Origin of the sequence: Nonomuraea gerenzanensis (genome assembly GCF_020215645.1) — a bacterium.
Classification (GTDB): Bacteria; Actinomycetota; Actinomycetes; order Streptosporangiales; family Streptosporangiaceae; genus Nonomuraea; species Nonomuraea gerenzanensis.
In genome coordinates this window covers 2,242,873-2,262,151 of the sequence record NZ_CP084058.1, presented here as the reverse complement: position 1 = coordinate 2,262,151, position 19,279 = coordinate 2,242,873, and the positions used below count along the sequence as shown (strand labels likewise).

22 protein-coding genes are annotated in these 19,279 nt (G+C 71.6%); 8 read left to right on the top strand and 14 right to left on the bottom strand.

Annotated elements, in window-relative coordinates; translation table 11 throughout:
* Nucleotides 1-71 precede the first annotated feature (71 nt).
* Nucleotides 72-1,058 carry an N-acetylglucosamine kinase gene (locus LCN96_RS10930; protein ID WP_225272479.1) on the top strand — a complete coding sequence of 329 codons (987 nt, stop codon included), beginning with the start codon at nucleotides 72-74 and terminating at the stop codon, nucleotides 1,056-1,058.
* Nucleotides 1,059-1,144: 86 nt separating this feature from the next.
* Here LCN96_RS10930 and LCN96_RS10925 read toward each other — a convergent pair whose 3' ends face one another.
* Nucleotides 1,145-1,774 (bottom strand): DinB family protein, encoded by a 630-nt coding sequence (locus LCN96_RS10925; protein WP_225272478.1) that lies wholly within the window; start codon nucleotides 1,772-1,774, stop codon nucleotides 1,145-1,147.
* Nucleotides 1,775-1,815: 41 nt separating this feature from the next.
* Complete coding sequence (locus LCN96_RS10920; RefSeq protein ID WP_225272477.1) at nucleotides 1,816-2,118, bottom strand: hypothetical protein; 303 nt, start codon at nucleotides 2,116-2,118, stop codon at nucleotides 1,816-1,818.
* 112 nt (nucleotides 2,119-2,230) lie between these two features.
* Between LCN96_RS10920 and LCN96_RS10915 the strand changes: the two genes are divergently transcribed.
* Entirely contained in the window at nucleotides 2,231-2,707 is a 477-nt protein-coding gene (locus tag LCN96_RS10915) for a GntR family transcriptional regulator (protein ID WP_225272476.1), read from the top strand.
* A 265-nt stretch (nucleotides 2,708-2,972) separates the two neighbouring features.
* Here LCN96_RS10915 and LCN96_RS10910 read toward each other — a convergent pair whose 3' ends face one another.
* The 6 genes from LCN96_RS10910 to LCN96_RS10885 all read right to left on the bottom strand — a co-directional run bounded on the left by LCN96_RS10910 (nucleotide 2,973) and on the right by LCN96_RS10885 (nucleotide 9,123).
* Complete coding sequence (locus tag LCN96_RS10910) at nucleotides 2,973-3,791, bottom strand: carbohydrate ABC transporter permease (protein ID WP_225272475.1); 819 nt, start codon at nucleotides 3,789-3,791, stop codon at nucleotides 2,973-2,975.
* Nucleotides 3,788-4,666, bottom strand: a complete 879-nt coding sequence (locus tag LCN96_RS10905; RefSeq protein ID WP_225272474.1) for a carbohydrate ABC transporter permease — start codon at nucleotides 4,664-4,666, stop codon at nucleotides 3,788-3,790. Before LCN96_RS10905 ends, LCN96_RS10910 begins: the two co-directional genes overlap by 4 nt.
* A complete protein-coding gene (locus LCN96_RS10900; protein ID WP_225272473.1) occupies nucleotides 4,666-5,913 on the bottom strand; it encodes an extracellular solute-binding protein in 1,248 nt (415 codons plus the stop codon). Before LCN96_RS10900 ends, LCN96_RS10905 begins: the two co-directional genes overlap by 1 nt.
* 57 nt (nucleotides 5,914-5,970) lie before the next feature.
* A complete protein-coding gene (locus LCN96_RS10895; protein WP_225272472.1) occupies nucleotides 5,971-7,329 on the bottom strand; it encodes a cellulose binding domain-containing protein in 1,359 nt (452 codons plus the stop codon).
* A gap of 102 nt (nucleotides 7,330-7,431) precedes the next feature.
* Nucleotides 7,432-8,178: a sugar isomerase domain-containing protein gene (locus tag LCN96_RS10890; protein ID WP_225272471.1), complete on the bottom strand. Its 747-nt coding sequence runs from the start codon at nucleotides 8,176-8,178 to the stop codon at nucleotides 7,432-7,434.
* A gap of 78 nt (nucleotides 8,179-8,256) precedes the next feature.
* Nucleotides 8,257-9,123 carry a MurR/RpiR family transcriptional regulator gene (locus LCN96_RS10885; protein WP_225272470.1) on the bottom strand — a complete coding sequence of 289 codons (867 nt, stop codon included), beginning with the start codon at nucleotides 9,121-9,123 and terminating at the stop codon, nucleotides 8,257-8,259.
* Between the two features lie 60 nt (nucleotides 9,124-9,183).
* On the opposite strand from LCN96_RS10885, the gene LCN96_RS10880 reads away from it, so the two are divergent.
* The gene (locus tag LCN96_RS10880; RefSeq protein WP_225272469.1) at nucleotides 9,184-10,398 is read left to right on the top strand and encodes an N-acetylglucosamine kinase; all 1,215 of its coding nucleotides are present in this window, start codon (nucleotides 9,184-9,186) and stop codon (nucleotides 10,396-10,398) included.
* A 125-nt stretch (nucleotides 10,399-10,523) separates the two neighbouring features.
* Here LCN96_RS10880 and LCN96_RS10875 read toward each other — a convergent pair whose 3' ends face one another.
* The 3 genes from LCN96_RS10875 to LCN96_RS10865 form a co-directional block, all read right to left on the bottom strand.
* Nucleotides 10,524-11,399: a hypothetical protein gene (locus LCN96_RS10875; RefSeq protein WP_225272468.1), complete on the bottom strand. Its 876-nt coding sequence runs from the start codon at nucleotides 11,397-11,399 to the stop codon at nucleotides 10,524-10,526.
* Entirely contained in the window at nucleotides 11,396-11,929 is a 534-nt protein-coding gene (locus tag LCN96_RS10870; protein WP_225272467.1) for an RNA polymerase sigma factor, read from the bottom strand. Before LCN96_RS10870 ends, LCN96_RS10875 begins: the two co-directional genes overlap by 4 nt.
* 75 nt (nucleotides 11,930-12,004) lie before the next feature.
* Entirely contained in the window at nucleotides 12,005-13,075 is a 1,071-nt protein-coding gene (locus LCN96_RS10865) for a thiolase C-terminal domain-containing protein (protein ID WP_225272466.1), read from the bottom strand.
* 342 nt (nucleotides 13,076-13,417) lie between these two features.
* Between LCN96_RS10865 and LCN96_RS10860 the strand changes: the two genes are divergently transcribed.
* Together LCN96_RS10860 and LCN96_RS10855 are read left to right on the top strand one after the other, a co-directional pair.
* Nucleotides 13,418-14,266: a LysR family transcriptional regulator gene (locus LCN96_RS10860; protein ID WP_225272465.1), complete on the top strand. Its 849-nt coding sequence runs from the start codon at nucleotides 13,418-13,420 to the stop codon at nucleotides 14,264-14,266.
* A gap of 15 nt (nucleotides 14,267-14,281) precedes the next feature.
* Nucleotides 14,282-14,902 carry a MerR family transcriptional regulator gene (locus LCN96_RS10855; RefSeq protein WP_225272464.1) on the top strand — a complete coding sequence of 207 codons (621 nt, stop codon included), beginning with the start codon at nucleotides 14,282-14,284 and terminating at the stop codon, nucleotides 14,900-14,902.
* 11 nt (nucleotides 14,903-14,913) lie between these two features.
* Here LCN96_RS10855 and LCN96_RS10850 read toward each other — a convergent pair whose 3' ends face one another.
* A complete protein-coding gene (locus tag LCN96_RS10850; RefSeq protein ID WP_225272463.1) occupies nucleotides 14,914-15,798 on the bottom strand; it encodes a prenyltransferase/squalene oxidase repeat-containing protein in 885 nt (294 codons plus the stop codon).
* A gap of 49 nt (nucleotides 15,799-15,847) precedes the next feature.
* Between LCN96_RS10850 and LCN96_RS10845 the strand changes: the two genes are divergently transcribed.
* Nucleotides 15,848-16,297, top strand: coding sequence for a TIGR03668 family PPOX class F420-dependent oxidoreductase (locus tag LCN96_RS10845; RefSeq protein ID WP_225272462.1), 450 nt, complete (start codon nucleotides 15,848-15,850; stop codon nucleotides 16,295-16,297).
* On the opposite strand, the gene LCN96_RS10840 is transcribed toward LCN96_RS10845, so the two are convergent.
* Nucleotides 16,287-16,961, bottom strand: a complete 675-nt coding sequence (locus tag LCN96_RS10840) for a ThuA domain-containing protein (RefSeq protein WP_225272461.1) — start codon at nucleotides 16,959-16,961, stop codon at nucleotides 16,287-16,289. The genes LCN96_RS10845 and LCN96_RS10840 overlap by 11 nt on opposite strands.
* A gap of 90 nt (nucleotides 16,962-17,051) precedes the next feature.
* Between LCN96_RS10840 and LCN96_RS10835 the strand changes: the two genes are divergently transcribed.
* Together LCN96_RS10835 and LCN96_RS10830 are read left to right on the top strand one after the other, a co-directional pair.
* Complete coding sequence (locus LCN96_RS10835) at nucleotides 17,052-17,909, top strand: RNA polymerase sigma-70 factor (RefSeq protein ID WP_225275958.1); 858 nt, start codon at nucleotides 17,052-17,054, stop codon at nucleotides 17,907-17,909.
* A gap of 36 nt (nucleotides 17,910-17,945) precedes the next feature.
* Nucleotides 17,946-18,707, top strand: coding sequence for an SDR family oxidoreductase (locus tag LCN96_RS10830; RefSeq protein ID WP_225272460.1), 762 nt, complete (start codon nucleotides 17,946-17,948; stop codon nucleotides 18,705-18,707).
* On the opposite strand, the gene LCN96_RS10825 is transcribed toward LCN96_RS10830, so the two are convergent.
* Entirely contained in the window at nucleotides 18,697-19,269 is a 573-nt protein-coding gene (locus LCN96_RS10825; protein WP_225272459.1) for a TetR/AcrR family transcriptional regulator, read from the bottom strand. The genes LCN96_RS10830 and LCN96_RS10825 overlap by 11 nt on opposite strands.
* Nucleotides 19,270-19,279 lie beyond the last annotated feature (10 nt).

The window sequence follows — 19,279 nt, the reverse complement described above, 5'->3', positions numbered from 1 at the left end:
CTTCCGAATACCCGGTCTTCTGGCGAAAATTATTCTTGCTTCTTGGTCGCGTCAACCCCCAGACTCGGACCGTGACGCAATCGCTAGTGGTGGGCGTCGACGCCGGCGCCACCTCCACGCGGGTCGCCGTGCACGCGCTGGACGGCACCCGGGTCGGCTACGCCCGCGCCGGCGCGGGCAACCCGACCGCCCACGGGCTGCGCAAGGCCGTGGCCTCCCTCGCGGAGGCGCTGCGGGCGGCCCTCCCGCAGGGCAGCGGGCCGCGGGTGGTCGCGTCGATGGTCGGCATGGCGGGGGACGTCGCCGAGATGGTGCCCGAGCTGGCCAGGGTCTGGGCAGAGCACGGGATCGCGAAGCCGCCGCGCTACGAGGGCGACCTGACCATCGCCTACGCCGCCGGCTCGGCGGAGCCCGACGGTACGTTGCTGCTGTCCGGCACGGGGGCGGGTGCGGCCCGGATCGTGAATTACGAGCTCGCGCGGGTCGCCGACGCCATGGGCTGGCTCCTCGGCGACGTGGGCTCCGGCTTCTGGATCGGCAGGCAGGCCGCCAAGGCGGTGGTCGAGGCCATGGACCGGGGGCTGCCGGTCGAGGCACTGCTCCCCGACGAGCTTCCCGCGCCCGGTGACGGCGGGCTGCTCCGCACTCTCGTGGGGCGGCACTTCCTCGGCACCGAACGGCCTCCCACGCCACGCGCCGCAGGCGCCCGCATCGTCCGCCTGGTCCAGGCCGACCACATGCGGCTGGCCGCGCTGTCCTCGCTGGTCAGCGAGGCTGCCGCGGCAGGCGACCCGCTGGCGGTGAAGATCTCGCACGAGGCCGCCGACCATCTGGTGGCGACCCTGCGGCGGGTGCACGTGTCGGGGCCGGTGGTGCTCGCGGGCAGCGTGCTGACGAGCGCCGGTCCCGTACGGGAGGCGGTGCTGGAGCTGCTGTCGGGCGAGACGGTCACGACGGCGCGGGACGCGGCCGGGGCGGCCGCCTGGTTGTCGGCCCGCACCGTGCTCCCGGACCCGGAGGCCAGGGCCTTGCACGCGGTCTTCACCGCCGTCGCCTGAGCTAGCCCGTCGCCTGAGCTAGCCCCTCGCCTGAGCTAGCCCCTCGTCTGGGCTAGCCCCTCATCTGAGCCAGCCCGCCGCCCCGATCAGCCCTCGCCGTACCAGCGCCACTCCGTCAGCCGCGGCCGGCCGGGCAGCTCCGCGCGCCCGGTCGCCCAGAGCAGCACCTCCCAGGCGTCCCCGTCCACCGTGACATGGGGGAAGATCCTCCTCAGCACCCGTTCGCACGCGCCCCGCGGCGGCGACCACCGCACGTCCAGCCCCTGCAGCACGTCATGGGTGTGCACGAGGGTCTCGACGATGCCCATCGCGGCGAAGCCCTCCGGGTTCGAGGGCCCGTAGACGTGGTAGGCGACGGTCGCCGGGTCGGCCGTGTGCTGGACGGAGGCGAGCAGGCCGCCGCACGCCTCCAGGATGGTCAGGAGCCCTTCCGGGCCGGACTCGGGGTCGGTGGAGATGATCGTCTGGGGCCCGTCGTCCCGGTCCGCCCGGGGACGGAACGGCATCAGGCCGGACACCGGCGGCTGTGCCAGGCCGAACCGCACGGCGTAGGTGAACAGGACGTTGGCGACGTGCTCGGCGGTCTCCCAGCGGGTCCAGTCGAGCTCGGCGGCCGGGGCGTGCCAGGCGTCGGGGCTCACCTGCCTCAGGGTGCCGACGGCCAGGGTGACGACCTGGCGCACGTCCTGCCCGGTGACGGCGTTCGCGCTGCGCATGCCCCGCAGCGTAGCCCCCGTGAGGGCGAGCCGGCCCAACGTCACCCGACCTCACCCCGCAACAGCTTGGCCCAGACCTCCATCGTCTTGGCGGTCCGGCCGCGCGCGCATTCGTCCACCAGGACTTCTCCGTTGATGCGGCGGGTTCTGCGGATGAAGCACTGGCCACCGCTGTGGCACAGCTCGTAGAAGGTCACCTTGCAGTCGCAGGTGTAGTCGCGGACGCGTGCGCGGCGGCCGGGCCGCAACGGCTCCCAGGGGAGCGCTTCGCGCCCGGGACGGCGCACCGGCACGTGGGCTGAGTGGTGTCGGTCGAACTCCGGCAGCGGCGAGGACTGAGCCATGCCGTAAACGTACAACCAGTTGTCTTCTCCTGTCTGCATGAAGTGAGCACTTCGTCTGTTCAGCCGAATCGATTTGAGCGCTCTTGCCCCGCCTTGGCCTATGTTTTCTTACGTGCTGGACTACGAAGGCGACACCCACATCTACCTCCAGATCGCCGACATCCTGCGGGATCGGGTCTCCGGGCTCGCCGCCGGTCACCCCATTCCGAGCGAGGCGGAGATCCAGGAGGAGTTCGGGGTTGCCAGAACCACCGCAAGGCGGGCGGTCCACGTACTGCGGGAGGAAGGGCTCGTCTACACCGTTCAGGGCGAAGGCGCGTTCGTCGGGCCACCCTCGGAAGCACCCCGCAAGAAGCGCAAAGTGCCCTTCTACCAGCAGATCGCCACAGATCTCGCCGGGCAGATCAAAGCTGGGAAATATGCCCCTCGACGGCCTATACCCGGCGAGACGGCGCTGGTGAAGCAGTACGGGGTGGCACGGGAGACGGTGCGGCGGGCGATGGCGCTGCTGCGGGAGCAGGGCTGGATCTACACCGTGGCGCAGCGCGGGAGCTACGTCAGCCAGCAGGAGTCGTGGCCGGACGAGTGAGGCTGCCTATCCGGTTGTCGCGGTACGTCTGCATGTATCTAGAGGTCGGCGTCGCCGCTGGGCAGCCTGTCCAGCCACCCGGGGGCCGGCCGGCGTACTTGTCCGTGAGGCGAGCGACCTCCTGCGCGTCGTCGGTGAAGTAACCCGGCATCGAGGCGAACCGGTCCAGCGTGCGGCCGTCGCGCATCAGCGCATGGCTCCAGCACCACCGTCCACCGGGGGATGGACGGGCACGTCGGCGCCGGGGGAGCACCCTAGGCCATCCTCACCCCTTCACCGCCCCCGCCGTCATCCCCGTCCCGACATGCCGCTGCAAGAACAAGAACAACAGCAGCACCGGCAACGCGAACAGGCTGGCCGCCGCCATGGTGGCTCCCCAGTCCGTGCCGAACACGTCCCTGAACGACGACAACCACACCGGCAGCGTCCGCAGCTCCTGGTCCTTGATGATGAGCACGTTGACGAACGCGAACTCGTTCCACGCCGTGATGAAGCCGAACAGCGAGGTGGCCATCAGGCCGGGCGCCAGCAGCGGGAAGACCACGCGGCGGAAGGCGACGAGGCGGCTGCAGCCGTCCACCTGGGCCGCCTCCTCCAGCTCCGGCGGGATCGCGGCCAGGAAGCCGCGCAGGGTCACGATGGTGAACGGCAGCGTGATCATGAAGTAGACGCCGGTCAGCATGGCCAGCGAGTCCAGCAGGTCCATGTCGCGGGCGATGATGAAGACCGGCACCAGCAGCGCCTCCCACGGCGCCATCTGCGCCGCGAACACCGCCACGACGAACGCGCCCCGGCCGCGCCAGCGCATGCGGGCCACCGCGAAGGACGCCATCAGCGCCACCAGCAGCGCGAGCAGCACCGCGCCCGCGGTGACGAGCAGGCTGTTGCGCCAGTAGGTCCAGAAGCCCGGGGCGTTCACGGCGGTGACGAAGTGCTCGACGGTGGGGTGGGCGGGCCAGAAGGTGGGGGTGTCGGACTGGATGTCGCGGGTGGGTTTGAAGGCGGTCAGGAACATCCAGTAGACGGGGAAGATCGTCACGATCAGCACGCCCACCGCTGAGGCGTTCAGGAGGAGTCGTTTCACGAGCGCACCATCCGGCGCAGGTTGGAGATCAGGGCGACTGCCAGGAGGATGACGGTGAGCATGGCCACCGCCGAGCCGAGGTCGTAGCGGTGCAGCACTCGGGCGATCTTGAACGCGTACACCGGCAGGGTGGTCGTGGCGTCGTCGGGGCCGCCCTGGCTGAGCACCCAGATCTGCGGGAAGCACTTGGCCACCCAGATCACCTCCAGCGAGGCGACGAGGGCGAAGAGCTGCCGCAACATGGGGAAGGTGACCTTCCAGAACACCTGCCAGCCGGTCCCCCCGTCGATCCTGGCCGACTCGAACAGCTCCACGGGGATCGTGGTCAGGCCCGCGTACAGGGTGAGCGCGGCGAACGGGACCGACTGCCAGACCACGAGGATCACCAGGACGGCGAACGTGGCCGTGCCGTCCGCGAACCACGTGTAGCCGCGGAAGGAGTCGAAGCCGAGCGTGACCAGCAGCCAGTTGACCACCCCCAGCTCCGACTGGAACAGCCACTGGAAGACGGTGGTGGCCGCGATGATCGGCGTGGCCCACGCCAGGGCCAGCGCGCTCATCAGCGCCAGCCGCAGGCCGCGGCGCAGGCGCGGCAGCATCAGCGCGATGCCCGTGCCGAGGCCGACGATGAGCACCACGTTGATCGCGGTCCAGGCGAGGGTGCGCAGCAGCACCTGCCAGAACTCCTCGCCGGCCAGCAGCTCGGCGTAGTTCTCCAGGCCGATGAACGCCGCCCCGCCTCTGATCAGCTCGCCCATCCGGAAGTGCTGGAACGAGATCACCGCCGCCTTGAGCAGCGGGTAGAGCAGGAGGAAGGCCCCGCCCGCCACCGTGGGCGCGATGAGCAGGTAGGGCCAGGGCGAACGAGCGCGCATCAGGATCCGCTGTTCAGCGTCGTGGTGATCGACTCCGAGACCTTGCGTGCCTCCGCCGCCGGGTCGCCGCCGGTGAGGACGGCCGTCATGTACTGCTTGATGACGGAGGTGGCCTCCACCGCGGCCCAGTTCGGGGTGTTGGGGGTGGCGCGGCCGTTGGCGGCGCCCTTGGCCATGGCGGCGGTGCCCTCGTCGCCGGAGAGCACCCCGGCCAGCGAGGTACGGTTCGGCACGAAGCTCATGGCCTTGGCCAGCTCGGTCTGGAACTGCTCCCCGGCCAGGGCCTGGACCACCTCGTACGCCTCCTCCTGCCGCTGCGAGGCGGCCGGGATGATGAGGTCGGAGCCGCCGGTGAAGACGGTGCCCGGCTTGTCGGCCGTCTTGCCCGGGATGGGGAAGAAGCCCATCTTGTCCTTGAGCTTCGCGTCCACCTCCAGGACGCGGGCGGCGATGCCCGGGACGGCGATGATCTGGGCGACCTTGCCCTGGGCGAAGACCTCGTGCTGGGGCGGGTTCGCCTCGTCGGCGTCCTTGGGGCCCTTGCCGAGGGCCTGGAGCTGCTTGTAGAACTCCATGCCCGCCAGCGCCTGCGGGGTGTCGAGGGCGCCCTTCCAGGTGCCGCCGCTCTCGACCGCCAGGTCGCCGCCCTCGTCCCAGATGAAGCCCGCCAGGGCGTACCAGGTCTGGCCGGTGAGGTAGATGCCCTGATTACCGTCCTTGTTGAGCTTTTTCGTGACTTCCAGCCATTCGTCGCGAGTGGTGGGGGGTTGCGCGATGCCTGCCTCGGTGAACAGGTCCTTGTTGTAGACGACCACGCGGTTGGCGGCGTACCAGGGGATGCCGTACTGCTTGCCGCCGATGTTGCCCGGCTGGGCCAGGCCCGGCAGCCAGTCGGCGCCGTTCAGCTCGCCCACCTTGGCGGTCAGGTCGGTCACGCCGCCGCTGGCCGAGTACTGGGCGACCTGGGTGTTGCCGACCTCGATCACGTCGGGGGCGTCGGTGCTGGCCAGGGCCGCGGTGACGCGCTCGCCGATGCCGTCCCAGGCCTGGATCTGGATGTCGAGGTCGATGCCCTGGTGCGCCGCCTCGTACTCGGTCTCGAACTTCTTCAGCAGCTCCTGCGTGACGCTGCCGTCCATGATCCAGACGGTCAGCTTCGTCGGGCCGCTCGCCTTGGGCTCCTCGGCCGGGGTGCCGCACGCGCTCAGCGCCAGCACGGCCGCCAGGGCCAGGATGCGGTGTTTCATGGCGTTCCTCTTCACGGGGGGTGCCCGCGCCCGCGCGAGGCGGGCGCGGGGGGTATGTCACGGGTTGGGGACGGTGTCCTTGAACGCGGTGCCGCCGGCACGCAGCGCGGCGACCCTGCTCAGGACGGTGGCGGGCGCGACGACCTCGTTCTTGCTGTGGTAGAGGTAGTCGACCTGCTGCCGGTACGTACGGGTCCCCGTGGCCGCCTGCAGATCGATGAACCACTGGTTGAACATGATCCACATCGGGGTCTCGGGATAGTAGATGTCACCGTGGTCGGCGAACAGGCGGCCGTCCACGTAGTACTTGATCCGGCCACCCGAGACCTGGATCACCAGGTCGTGCCAGCCGGCGAAGCTCGTGCGCTCCTCGGTGTGGGTGTTGACGGCCTGCCACGGCTCGCCCTGGTAGGTCTCCCAGCTCGTGGCGTACAGGATGTTCGACGGCTCGCCCCAGCCGCCGTTCGGCAGGTACTCGAAGTCGAGCTCGCCGTAGTCCGGGTCCAGGTTGAAGCGCAGCGGGGTGATGGTGAAGAACGTCTGCACGACGTGCTCGCCGTCGGGGCCGGAGGTGGGGGCGTCGCTGAAGCGCACGCGAGCCGCGTAGGTGCCCTCGCGGAACTTGCGGCTCGCGGTGGACAGCTCGGTCTGGACGGTGCCGGCGGCGGTGCCGTTCGTGGAGGAGTCGAGCGTCAGCAGGCCGCCGGGGAACGAGACGGCGCCGGGCGACCAGGTGGCGCCGGGCACGCCGGGGCCGCCGGAGCTGGAGCGCACGGTCCAGCCGCGCTGGGCGAGGAGCGGGTCGTTCGGGCCCGAGTAGGTGAAGTCGTCGAACAGCTCGCCGGTGCCGCCACCCGGCGGGTCGGTCGGGTCGGGATCGGGGTCGGGGTCGGTGCCCGTGGGGTTGCCCCAGGCGAGCTGGCCGTTCACGTAGACCGTGATCTTGTCCCAGTTGGTGTACGCGGTGTTCGGGCCGTAGGAGTAGTCGTCGCTCTGGGTGAACGTCTGCCAGTCGGCGCGGTAGAAGCGCAGCTGCATGTCGTTCGTGTTCTGGCCCGGGTTGAGGCTCCCGCCGGTGAAGCCCACCTCCAGGTACTGCTTGCCGCCCTCCTGGGGGGCGAACCTGCCGGTGATCGTGGAGCAGCCGACCACGGCCCAGGAGCAGGCGAAGCGGTAGGTCTCCGTACCGGTGAGGTAGTAGCGGATCTTGACCTGGTTGAGCGGGATCGTGGTGGTGCCGTCGTTGAACAGGCGCAGCCAGGGCTCGGCCTGGGCGGTGGTGGGGCCGGGGGCGCTGGTGCGGTACTGGAGGCGGACGGCTTGGGCGGCGTTGGCCGGCGCGGCGATCAGGGTTGCTGCGACGAGGATGGCGGGGAGGGCTAAGGAGAGGAGGAGTTTTCCGAAAATTCGGGACATGGGTGGGGTTCTCCTTGCAGGTTGTGCGGCCCCCGAGATTTGTGCATGCCGAAGAGAGCTGGTGGCGCTGTGTGAGCCGTCGCGGCCCAGCCCCGTGCGGGGTCAGGCGCCGCGGCGGATGCGGCCCGCGTACCGGGCCTCCAGGCGCAGGTTGTGCGCGTCGCCCTCGGGGACGTTCGCCGAGAGGTAGACGGGCGGCACTTCGCCTGCTTCGAGCAGGTTGCGTACGGTCTGCGTGACCACGAGCTGGGCCAGCAGCGCGGAGGTGATCGTGGAGACGGCCCCGGTGGCGCCTCCGTCGGGCAGGTGCAGGACGGCGTCGCCGTACGGTGCGCGGTTGTCCAGGACGACGTCGGCCAGGTCGGTGAGCTTGCGCCCCGAGGGGTGACGGGACGCGGCGGCTTCACCGTGGGCTCGGGAAGTGATCGCGATCAGGTCGTGACCGCGCTCCTTGACGAGGGTGGCGAGCTCGACGACGACGCCGTTCACGCCGGAGTTGGAGATGATGACGAACAGGTCGTGGCGCTGCACGGGAGCCAGGTCGAGCAGGGTGCGGGCGATGGCGGGGTCGCGTTCGAGGTCGTAGCGGTCGAGCTCGGAGCGGGGCGCGTCGCCGTACAGGACGATGTCCCTGAGCGCGAGGCGGTTGGTGGGGACGAGGCCGCCGGCCCGGCCGGCGATCTCCATCGCGACCGCCTCGGAGTGGCCGGAGCCGAACGCCTGGATCACGCCGCCGCCGGTCAGGGCCTTGGTGAAGAGGTCGGCGGCGCGGGTGATCTCGGGGTCGTCCGGGATGACCTGGACGAGGTGGGCGATCTGGTCGGCGAAGTCTCGCGGGTCTATGGTCATGCGTTCCTTTCCTGGTTCGTGCTCCCGGCGGTCTGCTCCCGGCTGTCTGCTCCCGGCGGTCTGCTCCCGGCGGTCTGCTCAGTCGCCTGCGGGGAGCCGGTGGCCGGCCACCGCCCTGACAGTGACGTCGAAAGCCTGTTTCGTACGTTCGTAGGTGCGTTGCGCGACCGACACGTACACGACGTCGAGCACCAGCAACTGCGAGTGGATCGCGGCGAACCCCTCCGACCGGAAGCTCGTCGCCCGGCTCGCCGTGGTCAGGACCAGCTCGGCCACCTCGGCCAGCGGCGATCTGGGCTGCGAGGTGACGGCCACGGTGATCGCGCCGTGGCTGCTCGCCTCCGCCAGCACCTCGATGACCTCGCGGGTCCTGCCGCTGTGGGAGATGCCGATCGCCACGTCCCCCTGGCCGAGCAGCGCCGCGTCGGTCAATGCGCTGTGCGCGTCGGACCTGCTCCAGGTCGGTACGCGCATGCGCTGCAACCGGTACTCCATCTCGCTGGCCACGGCGGCGCTGCTCGACACCCCGAACAGCAGCACCCGCCCCGCCCGCGCCACCGCCTGCGCGACCTTCTCCACCACGGCCAGGTCGAGCTGGTCGCGGGTCTCCTGGATCAGGCGGATGTCGTTGCCGGAGACGACGCCCAGCACCCGCTCGAGGCTGTCGTCGGGCAGGATCTCCTGGCCGATGTCGGTCTCCCAGGTCTGCTGCGCGACCCGGCCGGTCTCGGTGGCGATGGCCACCCGCAGCTCCGCGTACCCGGCGAAGCCGAGGGCGCGGCAGAAGCGGGTGATGGTGGCCGTGGACGTCCCGCTCCGCTCGGCCAGGTCGACGATGGTCAGCCGGGCGGCCTCCGCGGGGCCGTCGAGGATGGCGTCGGCCACCTTGCGCAGGGCCTCGGGCATGTCGTGCTGGTCGGCTCTGATGCGGTTGAGGAGTTCCACGCGGTGATAATTATGCTCAGGGGATGGTGCCGTCAAGGCGGCTGGGCAATAATTTTTGACATGCGACTGGTTCTTGGGGTGGATGCCGGGGGTACGTCGTCGCGGGCGGCGCTCTTCACTGTGGCGGGCGAGCCGGTGGGGCGGGGGTGTGCGGGCGGGGCCAACCCGGGGGCGCTCGGCCGGGAGCCGGCCGCTGCCCATCTCACCGCTGCTGTGCGGGGTGCTCTGCTTGACGTTGCCTCGTCGCAGGTGGAGGCGGTGGTGGTGGGGGTGGCCGGGAATCCGGAGGCTTGTGCCGCGCTGGCGTCCCGGGTCTTCGGTGAGGTGCTGCCCGGGGTGCCGGTCGTCTCCGTGGGCGACATCGTGACGGCCTTCGCCGGTGGTACGGCGGAGGCTTCCGGGAGTGTGCTGATCTCGGGGACGGGGGCGATCGCGGCAAGAATCATCGGCCATCGGGCTGTTGCCGTCGGCGATGGGTTCGGGTGGCAGCTCGGTGACGAGGGGTCGGCCTTCTGGCTCGGCCGCGCCGCCGCCCGTGCCACGATCCGCGCCCTGGCGGACGGCGGTGGGGGTGCTCCGATGGGGCACGGTGCGGTGCTTGCCGGGGTGGGGGGAAGCGGCGTGGTGGCAGGTGGAGCGGTGAGAAGCGCCGCAGGAGGAGGCGGCACGGCGGCAGGAGGCGGGGCAGGGCTTGGGGGTGAGCTGGTGGCGCTCGTCGTGCGGCGTCTCCTGCCTGAGGGGCTGGGTGAGGATCCCGTGGCGCGGCTGGCGGCGGCGGTGTACGCGCGGCCGCCGCTCGCGCTGGCCGAACTGGCGCCGTTGGTCAGCCGGGCGGCCACGGCGGGTGATCCGGTGGCTTTGGAGATCGTGCATGAGGCTGCCGTTCGCCTGGTGGCGACCTTGCGCAGCGTGCACGGCTCCGGGCCTGTGGTGCTCGCCGGAAGCGTGCTCACCAGCGAGGGGCCGGTGCGGCAGGCCGTCATCGAACTGCTGTCGAGCGGGGTCGCGCCGGCGACGGGCGGCGCGGGAGCTGCAGGCGGCCCCGGAGCGGCAGACGGCGCCAGAGCGGCAGACGGCGCCGGAGCGGCAGACGGCGCGGGAGCTGCAGACGGCGCGAAGGCGGCGTCCGCGGCGGGGCGGCACGCGGCGGAAGCGGCGCAGCCGATCGCGGTGGCGGGTGACGCGGCCGGTGCGGCGGCTTGGCTGGCCGCCCGCATGGTGTTGCCGGCCGAGAGGGCGAAGGCGCTCCACGCGGCCTTCACCACCCCCGCATGATCCACCCGCGAGCCCTCCCCGGCCGGCCGCCCCGCGACCACCGACGCCACCCAGCCACCTAGCCGCCGACCGCCACCCGGCCACCTAGCCACCGACCGCCACCCGGCCCCCTAGCCGCTGGACCGTCACCCGACCGGCGGCTCCATGTCCCCGTACACCGGACTCTTAGGCAACCGCTCCTCGGTGACCAACAGCCTCACCACATCCGCCGCCACCGACTCCGCCTCCCACACGAACCAGTCATCCCGAACCCCACCCGACTTCTCCCCCCGCCGAATGGAATACCCCTCATAGTTCTCCTGCGGCGTGATGACCTGAAGAACCACCCGCACCCCCCGCCTGCGAGCCTCCTCCCTCATCTCCCCCACAGTCCGCCCGCTGACCACGACCCCCTCCAACGGCTCCCCCGCAGCATTGGCCCGCCCAGGAAGGTCGTAAGCCTCCCCCGGCCGGGCCAACCGGCCGAACTTGACCCAAGCCCCACCCGCAGCACCGACGGGCACCCTGATCACCAAGGCGCATCCCGGCCGCCCCGCCTCGCACGACTCGGGCTCGGTCCCGGTCGAGACGCGCATGCCCGGGCCGGACCCGCCGAGCTGGAGCATCTTCCCCGCCCGGCTGGGCGAGGTGGGCACGATCTGTACGCGGACGTCCAGCCCGACCGCCGCGAAGCCCCGGGTGAACTTGTCGTGCTCGGCGTAGGGATCCTTGATCCGGGCCACCCATTCGCCGCCCTCCCGGGTGATGTCCAGCTCCGCGCTGGCGTAGGACACCGTGGCACCCCCTGTCACGTTGACGACCGTCACGCCGGCGGCCAGCGCCGTGGCGGCGGCGACGCTCACCAGGAGACGCCTGGCGCGACGGCGCGGCCTGGCGGGCGCCGGCAGAGCCTCCGGGCTCTCGGCGGTGATCGCGTCGAACAGGGCCCGCGCCCCCGCGCCGGACGCCCGCCCCGACAGCTGCTCGTCCCTGACTCTGGCGAGGTTGCTCAGCTCGTTCATATGAACTCCACAGCGAAGCCGTCGGTCGTGAATCCGGCGTTGGACAGGGCCTTGGACAGGCGTTTGCGGGCGCGATGGAGGCGGATGCGCGCGGCGTTGCGCGAGCAGCTCAGGACCCGGGCGATCTCCCCGTGGTCCAGCCCCTCCCAGGCGACCAGCGAGATCAGCTCGCGGTCGTCGTCGGACAGCTCGCGGAACGCGTGTGCGATCGTGCTCAGCTCGACGCTGCCCTCCGGCGAGTACGCGTACAGGTCGGCCACGTCGGCGACGAGGGTCAGGCTGCTGTGCCGGTGCCGGGCCAGGCCGCGCCGGTGGTTGGCCAGCACGTTGCGGGCGACGCCGTACAGCCAGAGCCTGGCCTCGCCGCCGGCCGGCAGGGCGTCGAAGCGGCGCCAGGCGATGGCGAAGGTCTCGGCGACCACGTCCGCCGCGTCCTCGGGGGACTCGCAGCGGCGTACGGCATAGCCGAGTATGTGCTCGTACGTCTCCTTGTAGACGGCCTCGAACCGGTGTTTCCGGTCGTCATCCACGGGCGGTCCCCATGGTCGGCCTCCTCGGGCTCGGGACTGGGACACCCGTTACATGTCACAGCATCCCCCGGCATTTCACCGTACGAGCAAAGCCGCGCTCCCGTAACTGCCGCCGAACCCCGTCACCAGCGCCACCTCACCACCCGAGCGCAGCGAGCGCACGGCCTGGGCCACGTTGTTCAGCCCGTGCACGTACCCCTCGGACAGCAGCCCGCCGTGCGGGTTCACCCAGGCGTGGCGGCGCTCCAGCAGGTACGCCCCCAGCTCCCCCCGCCCCACCAGCCCGAAGTCCTCCAGTTGCCGGGGCACCAGCCAGGAGTAGGCGTCGTAGAGCAGCGCCACGTCCACGTCCGCCGGCCGCAGCCCGGACGCCTCCCAGAGCATGGGGGCCACGTACGCCGAGAAGACGGCCGTGACGTCGGGCGCGCGGTCCATCGCCGAGCAGCCGGGGCCGCCGCCGCGCACCACGGCCCGTACGCGCGGCCCGTCCAGCACGCCGCTGACCAGCAGGGCGCACGCCCCGTCGGTCTCCTGGCAGCAGTCGGCCGTGCGCAGCGGCGTGCACACGTACGGTTTGGCCAGGTAGCCGGCGAGTTCGAGCGGCTCGCGGCGCAGGGCGCGCGGGTTCGTCCCGGCGTTCTGCCTGGACTGGGCGACGACGGCGTGCAGGTGCTCGGCCGTGAGGCCGGTGTCGTGCAGGTAGCGGGTGGCGGCCAGGGCGAACATCGGGATGGGCCCGGCCAGTCCGTACGTGAAGCGTTCCTGGGGGCCGGTGGAGACGGTGTTCATGCGCTTGCCTGAGCGGCCGTTGAGGGCGCGGTAGACGAGGACGTTGCGGGCCAGGCCGCAGTGGATGAGCATGGCGGCGTCGCCGAGGATCGAGGCCGTCTGGGTGCCGCCGCCCGCGATGTCGTTGTGCCAGCCGAGCCGTTCGATGCCGAGGGTCCTGGCGACCTGGACGACGGGGGCGGAGTCGTTCAGGTGGTAGCTGAGGACGGCGTCCACCTCGGCCGGCGCGAGGCCGGCGTCCGCGCACGCCGCCCGGCACGCGTCGGCCGCCAGCTCCAGCTCGCCGCGGCCGGACTCCCTGCTCAGAGGGGTCATCCCGATGCCGGCCACGGCCGCCCGCCCCGCGAAGGGCTGCATGCGCTCTCCTTCCCCCCGGTGCGTCCTGATCGCTCGCCACGCTAGTGGCGGGATTCCGCTTTAGGCAAGCGCTTGCTTGGCATCGCCCGACGCCGCACCCCTCCGCCCCAGCCTTTCACCGGCCCATTTCCGGTCACCCGAAATGGCGATATTTCCAGTCCCAAGACATTCTCCGCCCGCCCGGACGAAATCCCCCACAACCCATCCGACCAGGGATTTAACCGGATATGACGGAAATATCCACGCGAACAGGTGACTGGACATCTTCACGGAAGCTGGCCCCTCTTGTAATACGGAGGTGCGATCTACCGATAGCTCATCATCATTACGCCGAGGTGAGCGATGGATCTACGCTATGTCCGGTACGCGATGGCGATCGCGCGAGCAGGCAGCCTCCGCCGGGCCGCCGCCGCGCTGCACATCGCTCAGCCCACGCTGTCGGAGCAGCTCAGGGCGCTGGAGAAGGAGATCGGCGTCGAGCTGTTCAGCCGATCGTCGAGCGGGGTGACGCTCACCGAGGCAGGCGAGGCGTTCCTGGCCCAGGCGACCGTGGCCGTGGACGCCTTCGAGCGGGCCGTGGCCGCCGCCAGATGCACGGGCGCCACCGCCCGCCTGGGCGTGGCCGACGGCCTGGCGGACGTCGCCGCCCGGCTGCTCTCCCAGATACGCACCGGCCGCCTGCGCATGGCACCGATGGGCACGGCCGAGCAGATCGTGTCGATCGCCGACGGCGCCCTGCAGGCGGGGCTCGGCTACGCGCCCGGCTCGCTGCCGCGCGGGGTGGGCCGCATGCTCATCCACCGCTTCCCGGTACGCGCGCTGCTGCACCGGGAGCACCACCTGGCGCAGCACGAGGCGCTGTCGCTGTCGGACCTGGCGGGCGAGCCGCTGGTCATGCCGGCGTCCGACGCCGTGGCCGGGGCCCGCCGGTTCCTGGAGGCCTTCGTACGCCAGCGCCTGCACCCCCGCCTGGGCCCGTCGGCGCCCAGCCACGACACGGTCGTCACCATGGTCAAGGAGGGCGCGGGCTACGCTTTGTGCGTGCGCGAGGGCACCACCGTGCCCGAGACCCTGGTGTTCGTCCCGATCAAGGAGGACGTGCCGCCGATCGAGGTGGTGTTCCTGTGGAACCGCCAGGCCGACGTGCACGAGCTGGTGAGCGCGGCCCGGCATCTCGCACGGTCTGGATAGCATTATTATCTAACGATGCGGATCTCCGAACTCAGCGCCAAGTCCGGTGTGGCCATCCCCACGATCAAGTACTACCTGCGTGAAGGCATGCTCCACCAGGGCGAGCAGACGGCCGCGACCAGAGCCGAGTACGACGAGACGCACCTGCGCAGGCTCCGCCTGATCCGCGCCCTGCTCGACGTGGGCCGGCTCTCCGTTGCCGCGATCAAGAAGATCGTGGCCGCCGTCGAGGACGAGTCGATGCCTGTGCACCAGATGCTGGGCACGGCCCACTGGGCGCTGAGCCCGGCCGTCGAGCCCGAGCCGGGCGAGGAGTGGCAGGCCGCCCGCGCCGAGGTGGACGCCTTCGTCGCCGACCTGGGCTGGGACGTCCACCCCGACGCCCCCACCCGCGACGAGCTGGCCCAGACGCTGGTCAGGATGCGGCAGCTCGGCGTGCCCGTCGATCTGGCGCCGTACGTGGAGGTGGCGCGGAAGCTGGTCTCGGAGGTGGAGATGGACAGCATCCCCTTCGACGGCCCGCGCGACGCCGCGGTGGAGGCGCTGGTGCTGGGCACGGTCCTGTACGGCAGGGCGCTCGACACGCTGCGCCGCATGGCCCACGAGTCGGAGTCCGCCCGTCGCCTGACGCCCTAGATCTCGAACACCTAGACCAGTTCGTTCGCCCGCAGGATCCGCACGGCGCTGACGGTGGCGGCGCCGCGCCATTCGAGTGACCCGGCCGGGGAGATCCGCGCGTAGTCCACGGTCCACCCGCCGTCGTCCTGCTGCTCCCCCGCCAGCCGGACGAGGTCGGCCGCGATCACCGAGGGCTCGAACAGGTCGCGCACCGGCCGCCCGGGGAACGGCGCGAAGTCCAGCGGGCGCAGGGCCTCGTTCTCCGTGCCGCCCGCGACGGGCACCCGGCCGTCCTCGGGGATGAGCGCGCCGAGCCGCTTGAGCAGGTCGGCCGCGCCGGGCCTGTCGTACACGGCGTCCAGGAACCGCACGGCGAACAGCAGCACGTACGCGTGCGGCGGCTCCTCCAGCGCCCGGATCGTCTCGAAGCAGTAGCGCGTGGCCTTCTCCAGCCACGGGTGCCCGGCGACGGCCGGGTCGTGCGCGGCCACCTGGTGGGCGACCGCCGCGGTGATGGCGGTGATCTGCAGGGACGAGGTGGCCGAGTCGCCGCCGGTCCACCAGGGCGCGGTGGCGGCGGGGACCGTCAGCGGCAGGGAGAACGGCAGCCCGCCGTCGGGCAGCGTCACCGCGTCCAGCCAGTCGCACAGCGCCGCCGCGTGCGGCGAGGTGAGGGGGCCCGCCTCCGCGAACGCCTCGAAGGCGTGCAGCGCGGCGCCCGGCTGGCTCTCGGGCGAGCGCAGGTCGGGCTCCAGCCCCCAGCCGTAGCCGCCGTCGGCGTTGCGGTACCCCTCCAGAGCCGCCAGCACGCCGGCCGCGTCTCCCGTGCCGACGAGCAGGTCGTAGCGGCGGCGGTCGAGGACACGCCCGTGCCCGGCCAGGAATCCCGGGATCAGGGAAAGGTTCACGTTCATGTGGTCATCGTGCCCAGCTGGGCGCCGGTCGGTCTTGTAGGTTCCGGACATGTCCACCCGGCAGCGGTTCGCCGCGCAACCCGTGGCGCGCCTGGCCAGGCTCGCCGCCGACGGCACCCCCCGCGTGGTGCCCATAACCTTCGCCCTGCTCGGCGGCGCCCTGCTCGACGACACCCTGCTCTGCGACACCCTGCTCTGCGACACGGTGGTGACCGCCGTCGATCACAAGCCCAAGACGACCACCGACCTCGCACGGCTGCGCGACATCAGGGCGAACCCGGCCGTCAGCGTGCTGGCCGACCACTACGAGGACGACTGGACGCGGTTGTGGTGGGTCCGCGCCGACGGCCTGGCCTGCGTCGTCGAACACGGCGAGCAGCGGGAGCGGGCGATCGACGCGCTGGCCGCCAAGTACCCGCAGTACCGCGAGCGCCGCCCCGGCGGCCCCGTGATCGTCATCCGGGTCACAGCCTGGAGCGGCTGGTCGGCTACTCCGTGATCGTGACCGGCCGCTTGAGCAGCCACAGCGCCGCCCGCTGGAGCAGCGTCCGGTGGATCTCGTTGTCGTAGGAGCGCGTGTCGTGCCCCAGCGCGTCGTAGAACACCCGGCCCCGCCGCACCGGCCGCGCCCAGACGAGCGGCTGGCCGTTGGCGGAGGCCAGCGGCTCCACGTCGGGCAGCACGTCGAGGTCGCTGTAGACCTCGTCCACCACGTCGAAGTCGCGCAGCCCGTCGACCACCGGATGCTTGCCGTGCACCCGCACGCCCGTCCAGCCCAGCGGCGGGTGGTGGGACTTGGGCCAGGTCCAGCAGCCGCCCAGGACGCGCGGCCAGCCCTGCCAGTCGTCGAAGCAGATCGAGGCCGAGTGCATGCACAGCAGCCCCCCGCCCCGGTCGAGGTGGTCGAGCAGGGTGGTGCGGGCCTGGGCCGGCAGGCCGAAGCGCCACTGGTCGCGCAGGTCGGCGAAGCGGTCCTGGGTCATCTGCCAGCGCAGCGCGTTGACGGTGATGAGCTGGACCTCCGACGGCTCGCTCAGCGCGCCCGCGATGTCCTCGGTGATCTCCGACTCGACTCCCACCTCGGCCAGCGTCCGCGCGAGCGCTTCCGACGTGGCGGCGAAGTCGTGGAACAGGCCTCCCGACAGGATCAAGTTTCTCGCCACTTGCCCAGCTCATCATGCTTGCCGTTGCTTTTCCACCCCGTCGGCCGTCACAACACCCCGGCACGCGGCCCACTCCTGCGACAGGGCATGATGCCGATCGTGGACGACTTCGAGGAGCACAGGCCGATGCTGCTCGGCCTGGCCTACCGCCTGCTCGGCAGCATGTGGGACGCCGAGGACGTGGTGCAGGAGGCCTGGCTGCGCTGGCAGGCCACCGACCACGCGGAGATCAGGGAGCCGCGCGCCTTCCTGGTGACCGTGGTCTCGCGGCTGGCGCTCGACCAGCTCCGCTCGGCGCGGGTCAAGCGGGAGGCCTACACCGGGCCGTGGCTGCCGGAGCCGGTCGAGACGGCGCAGGCGGGGCCGCTGGACACGGCGGAGCTGCGCGACACGGTCTCGTACGCGACGCTGCACCTGATGGAGCGGCTGTCACCGCCGGAGCGGGCGGTGTTCGTGCTGCGCGAGGCGTTCGAGCTGCCCTACGACGAGATCGCCGAGATCGTCGGCTCCTCGGTCGCGAACGCCCGGCAGCTGCACCACCGCGCCTCCGTGCGGCTGGCGCAGGGGCGTGACCGGTTCCACCCGTCCAGTGAGGAGCACACCGAGCTGCTGACCAAGTTCATCCGGGCGGCCGGGGGCGGCGACCTGGCCGCGCTCACCGAGCTGCTGCACGAGGACGTCGTGTCCTACAACGACGGCGGCGGCAAGGTCAGGGCGGCGCTGCGGCCGATCGTCGGGCGGAAGAAGGTGGCCACGTTCCTGGTCGCGCTGCAGGCGCGCTACGCGTTCAAGGGCTGGCGGTTCATCGAGGTCAACGGCATGCCGGCGGTCGCCACCCAGGTGGGCGGCCACCCGCAGCTCGTCATGATCGACATCAGGGACGGCCGCATCAGCGAGATCTACGGCGTGCTCAACCCCGACAAGCTGGCACGCGTGGGCCTGGCCTGAGCGCCTCCGGGGGCGCCCGATCGGTAGAGTCGCCCCATGGATCTCGGCATCTCGGGCAAGGTCGCCCTCGTCACCGGAGGCAGCGCGGGCCTCGGGCTCGCCGCCGCGAAGAGCCTCGCGCGGGAGGGCTGCGACGTGTGCGTCAGCGCCCGCGACCCGGAGAAGCTCGCGGACGCGGTGGTGGAGCTGCAGGAGTTCGGCAAGGTCGTGCACGCGGTGCTGGCCGACGTGGAGGATCCGGCCGCCGCGCGGCGGCTGGCGGAGGAGACGCGCGACGTGCTCGGCCCCGTGGACATCCTCGTCGCGAACGCGGGCGGGCCGCCCGCCGGCCGCTTCGACGCGGTCGGGCTCGACGACTGGGACGTGGCCGTCCAGCGCAACCTGCTCGGCACCGTGCGGCTGATCCACGCGGTGCTGCCGGAGATGCGCTCGCGCGGCTGGGGCCGGATCGTCACGATCACCAGCCGGTCGGCCCGTGAGGCGCTCGACAACCTGGCGCTGTCGAACGCCATGCGCTCGGCGGTGGCGGGCGTCGTGCGCACGCTGGCCCGCGAGGTGGGGCGCGACGGCGTACGGGTCAACAACGTCATGCCGGGCCCCATCGAGACCGAGCGGCTGCGTGAGCTGTCCGGCGGCGAGGAGGCGCTGCGCGAGCGGGGCGAGGGCGTGCCGGTGGGCCGGATCGGGCGGCCCGAGGAGGTGGGCGACGTGGTGGCGTTCCTGGCCAGCGAGCGGGCCTCGTTCGTGAACGGGGTCTCGCTGCTGGTGGACGGCGGGGAGAGCCGCGTCATCGCCTGAACAGCGTACGCACGATGGTGGCGGCCCAGCTCGCGTCGTCGTCGGGCAGGTCCACGAAGTGGGTCAGGTTCGCCCGGTGGAAGCAGGCGCCCATCAGCAGGCAGGCGGCGGCGTCGGGATCGACGTCCGCCGCGATCCGGCCGGCCTGCCGCTCGGCCCGCAGGATCTCGGCCAGCGCCTGGATCGGCAGGTGCGGGCCGAGGTCGGCCTTGGCCAGCATGGTGCGGAACCCCGTCAGCAGCGGCGGGTCGCCGAGCACGCCCCCGGCGACCGGGGCGGCCCTGACGTAGAACTCCAGGGTCCTGCACGCGAACTCGGCCAGGTCGGCGGCCAGGTCGCCCTGCCCCACGCCGAGCCGCAGCTTCGTCAGCGCGGGGCCCAGGCCGGGCGAGCGCTCCAGCAGCACGGCGAGGACGATCTCCTCCTTGTTGGCGAAGTGCTTGTAGAGCAGCGCCTCGGAGCAGGCGGCCTGGTGGGCGATGCGCTTGGTGGTGGCGCCCGCGATGCCGAACTCCTGAATCGCCTGCTCAGCCGCGTCGATGATGCGGTCGCGTGTGCCCATCCGCCCATGA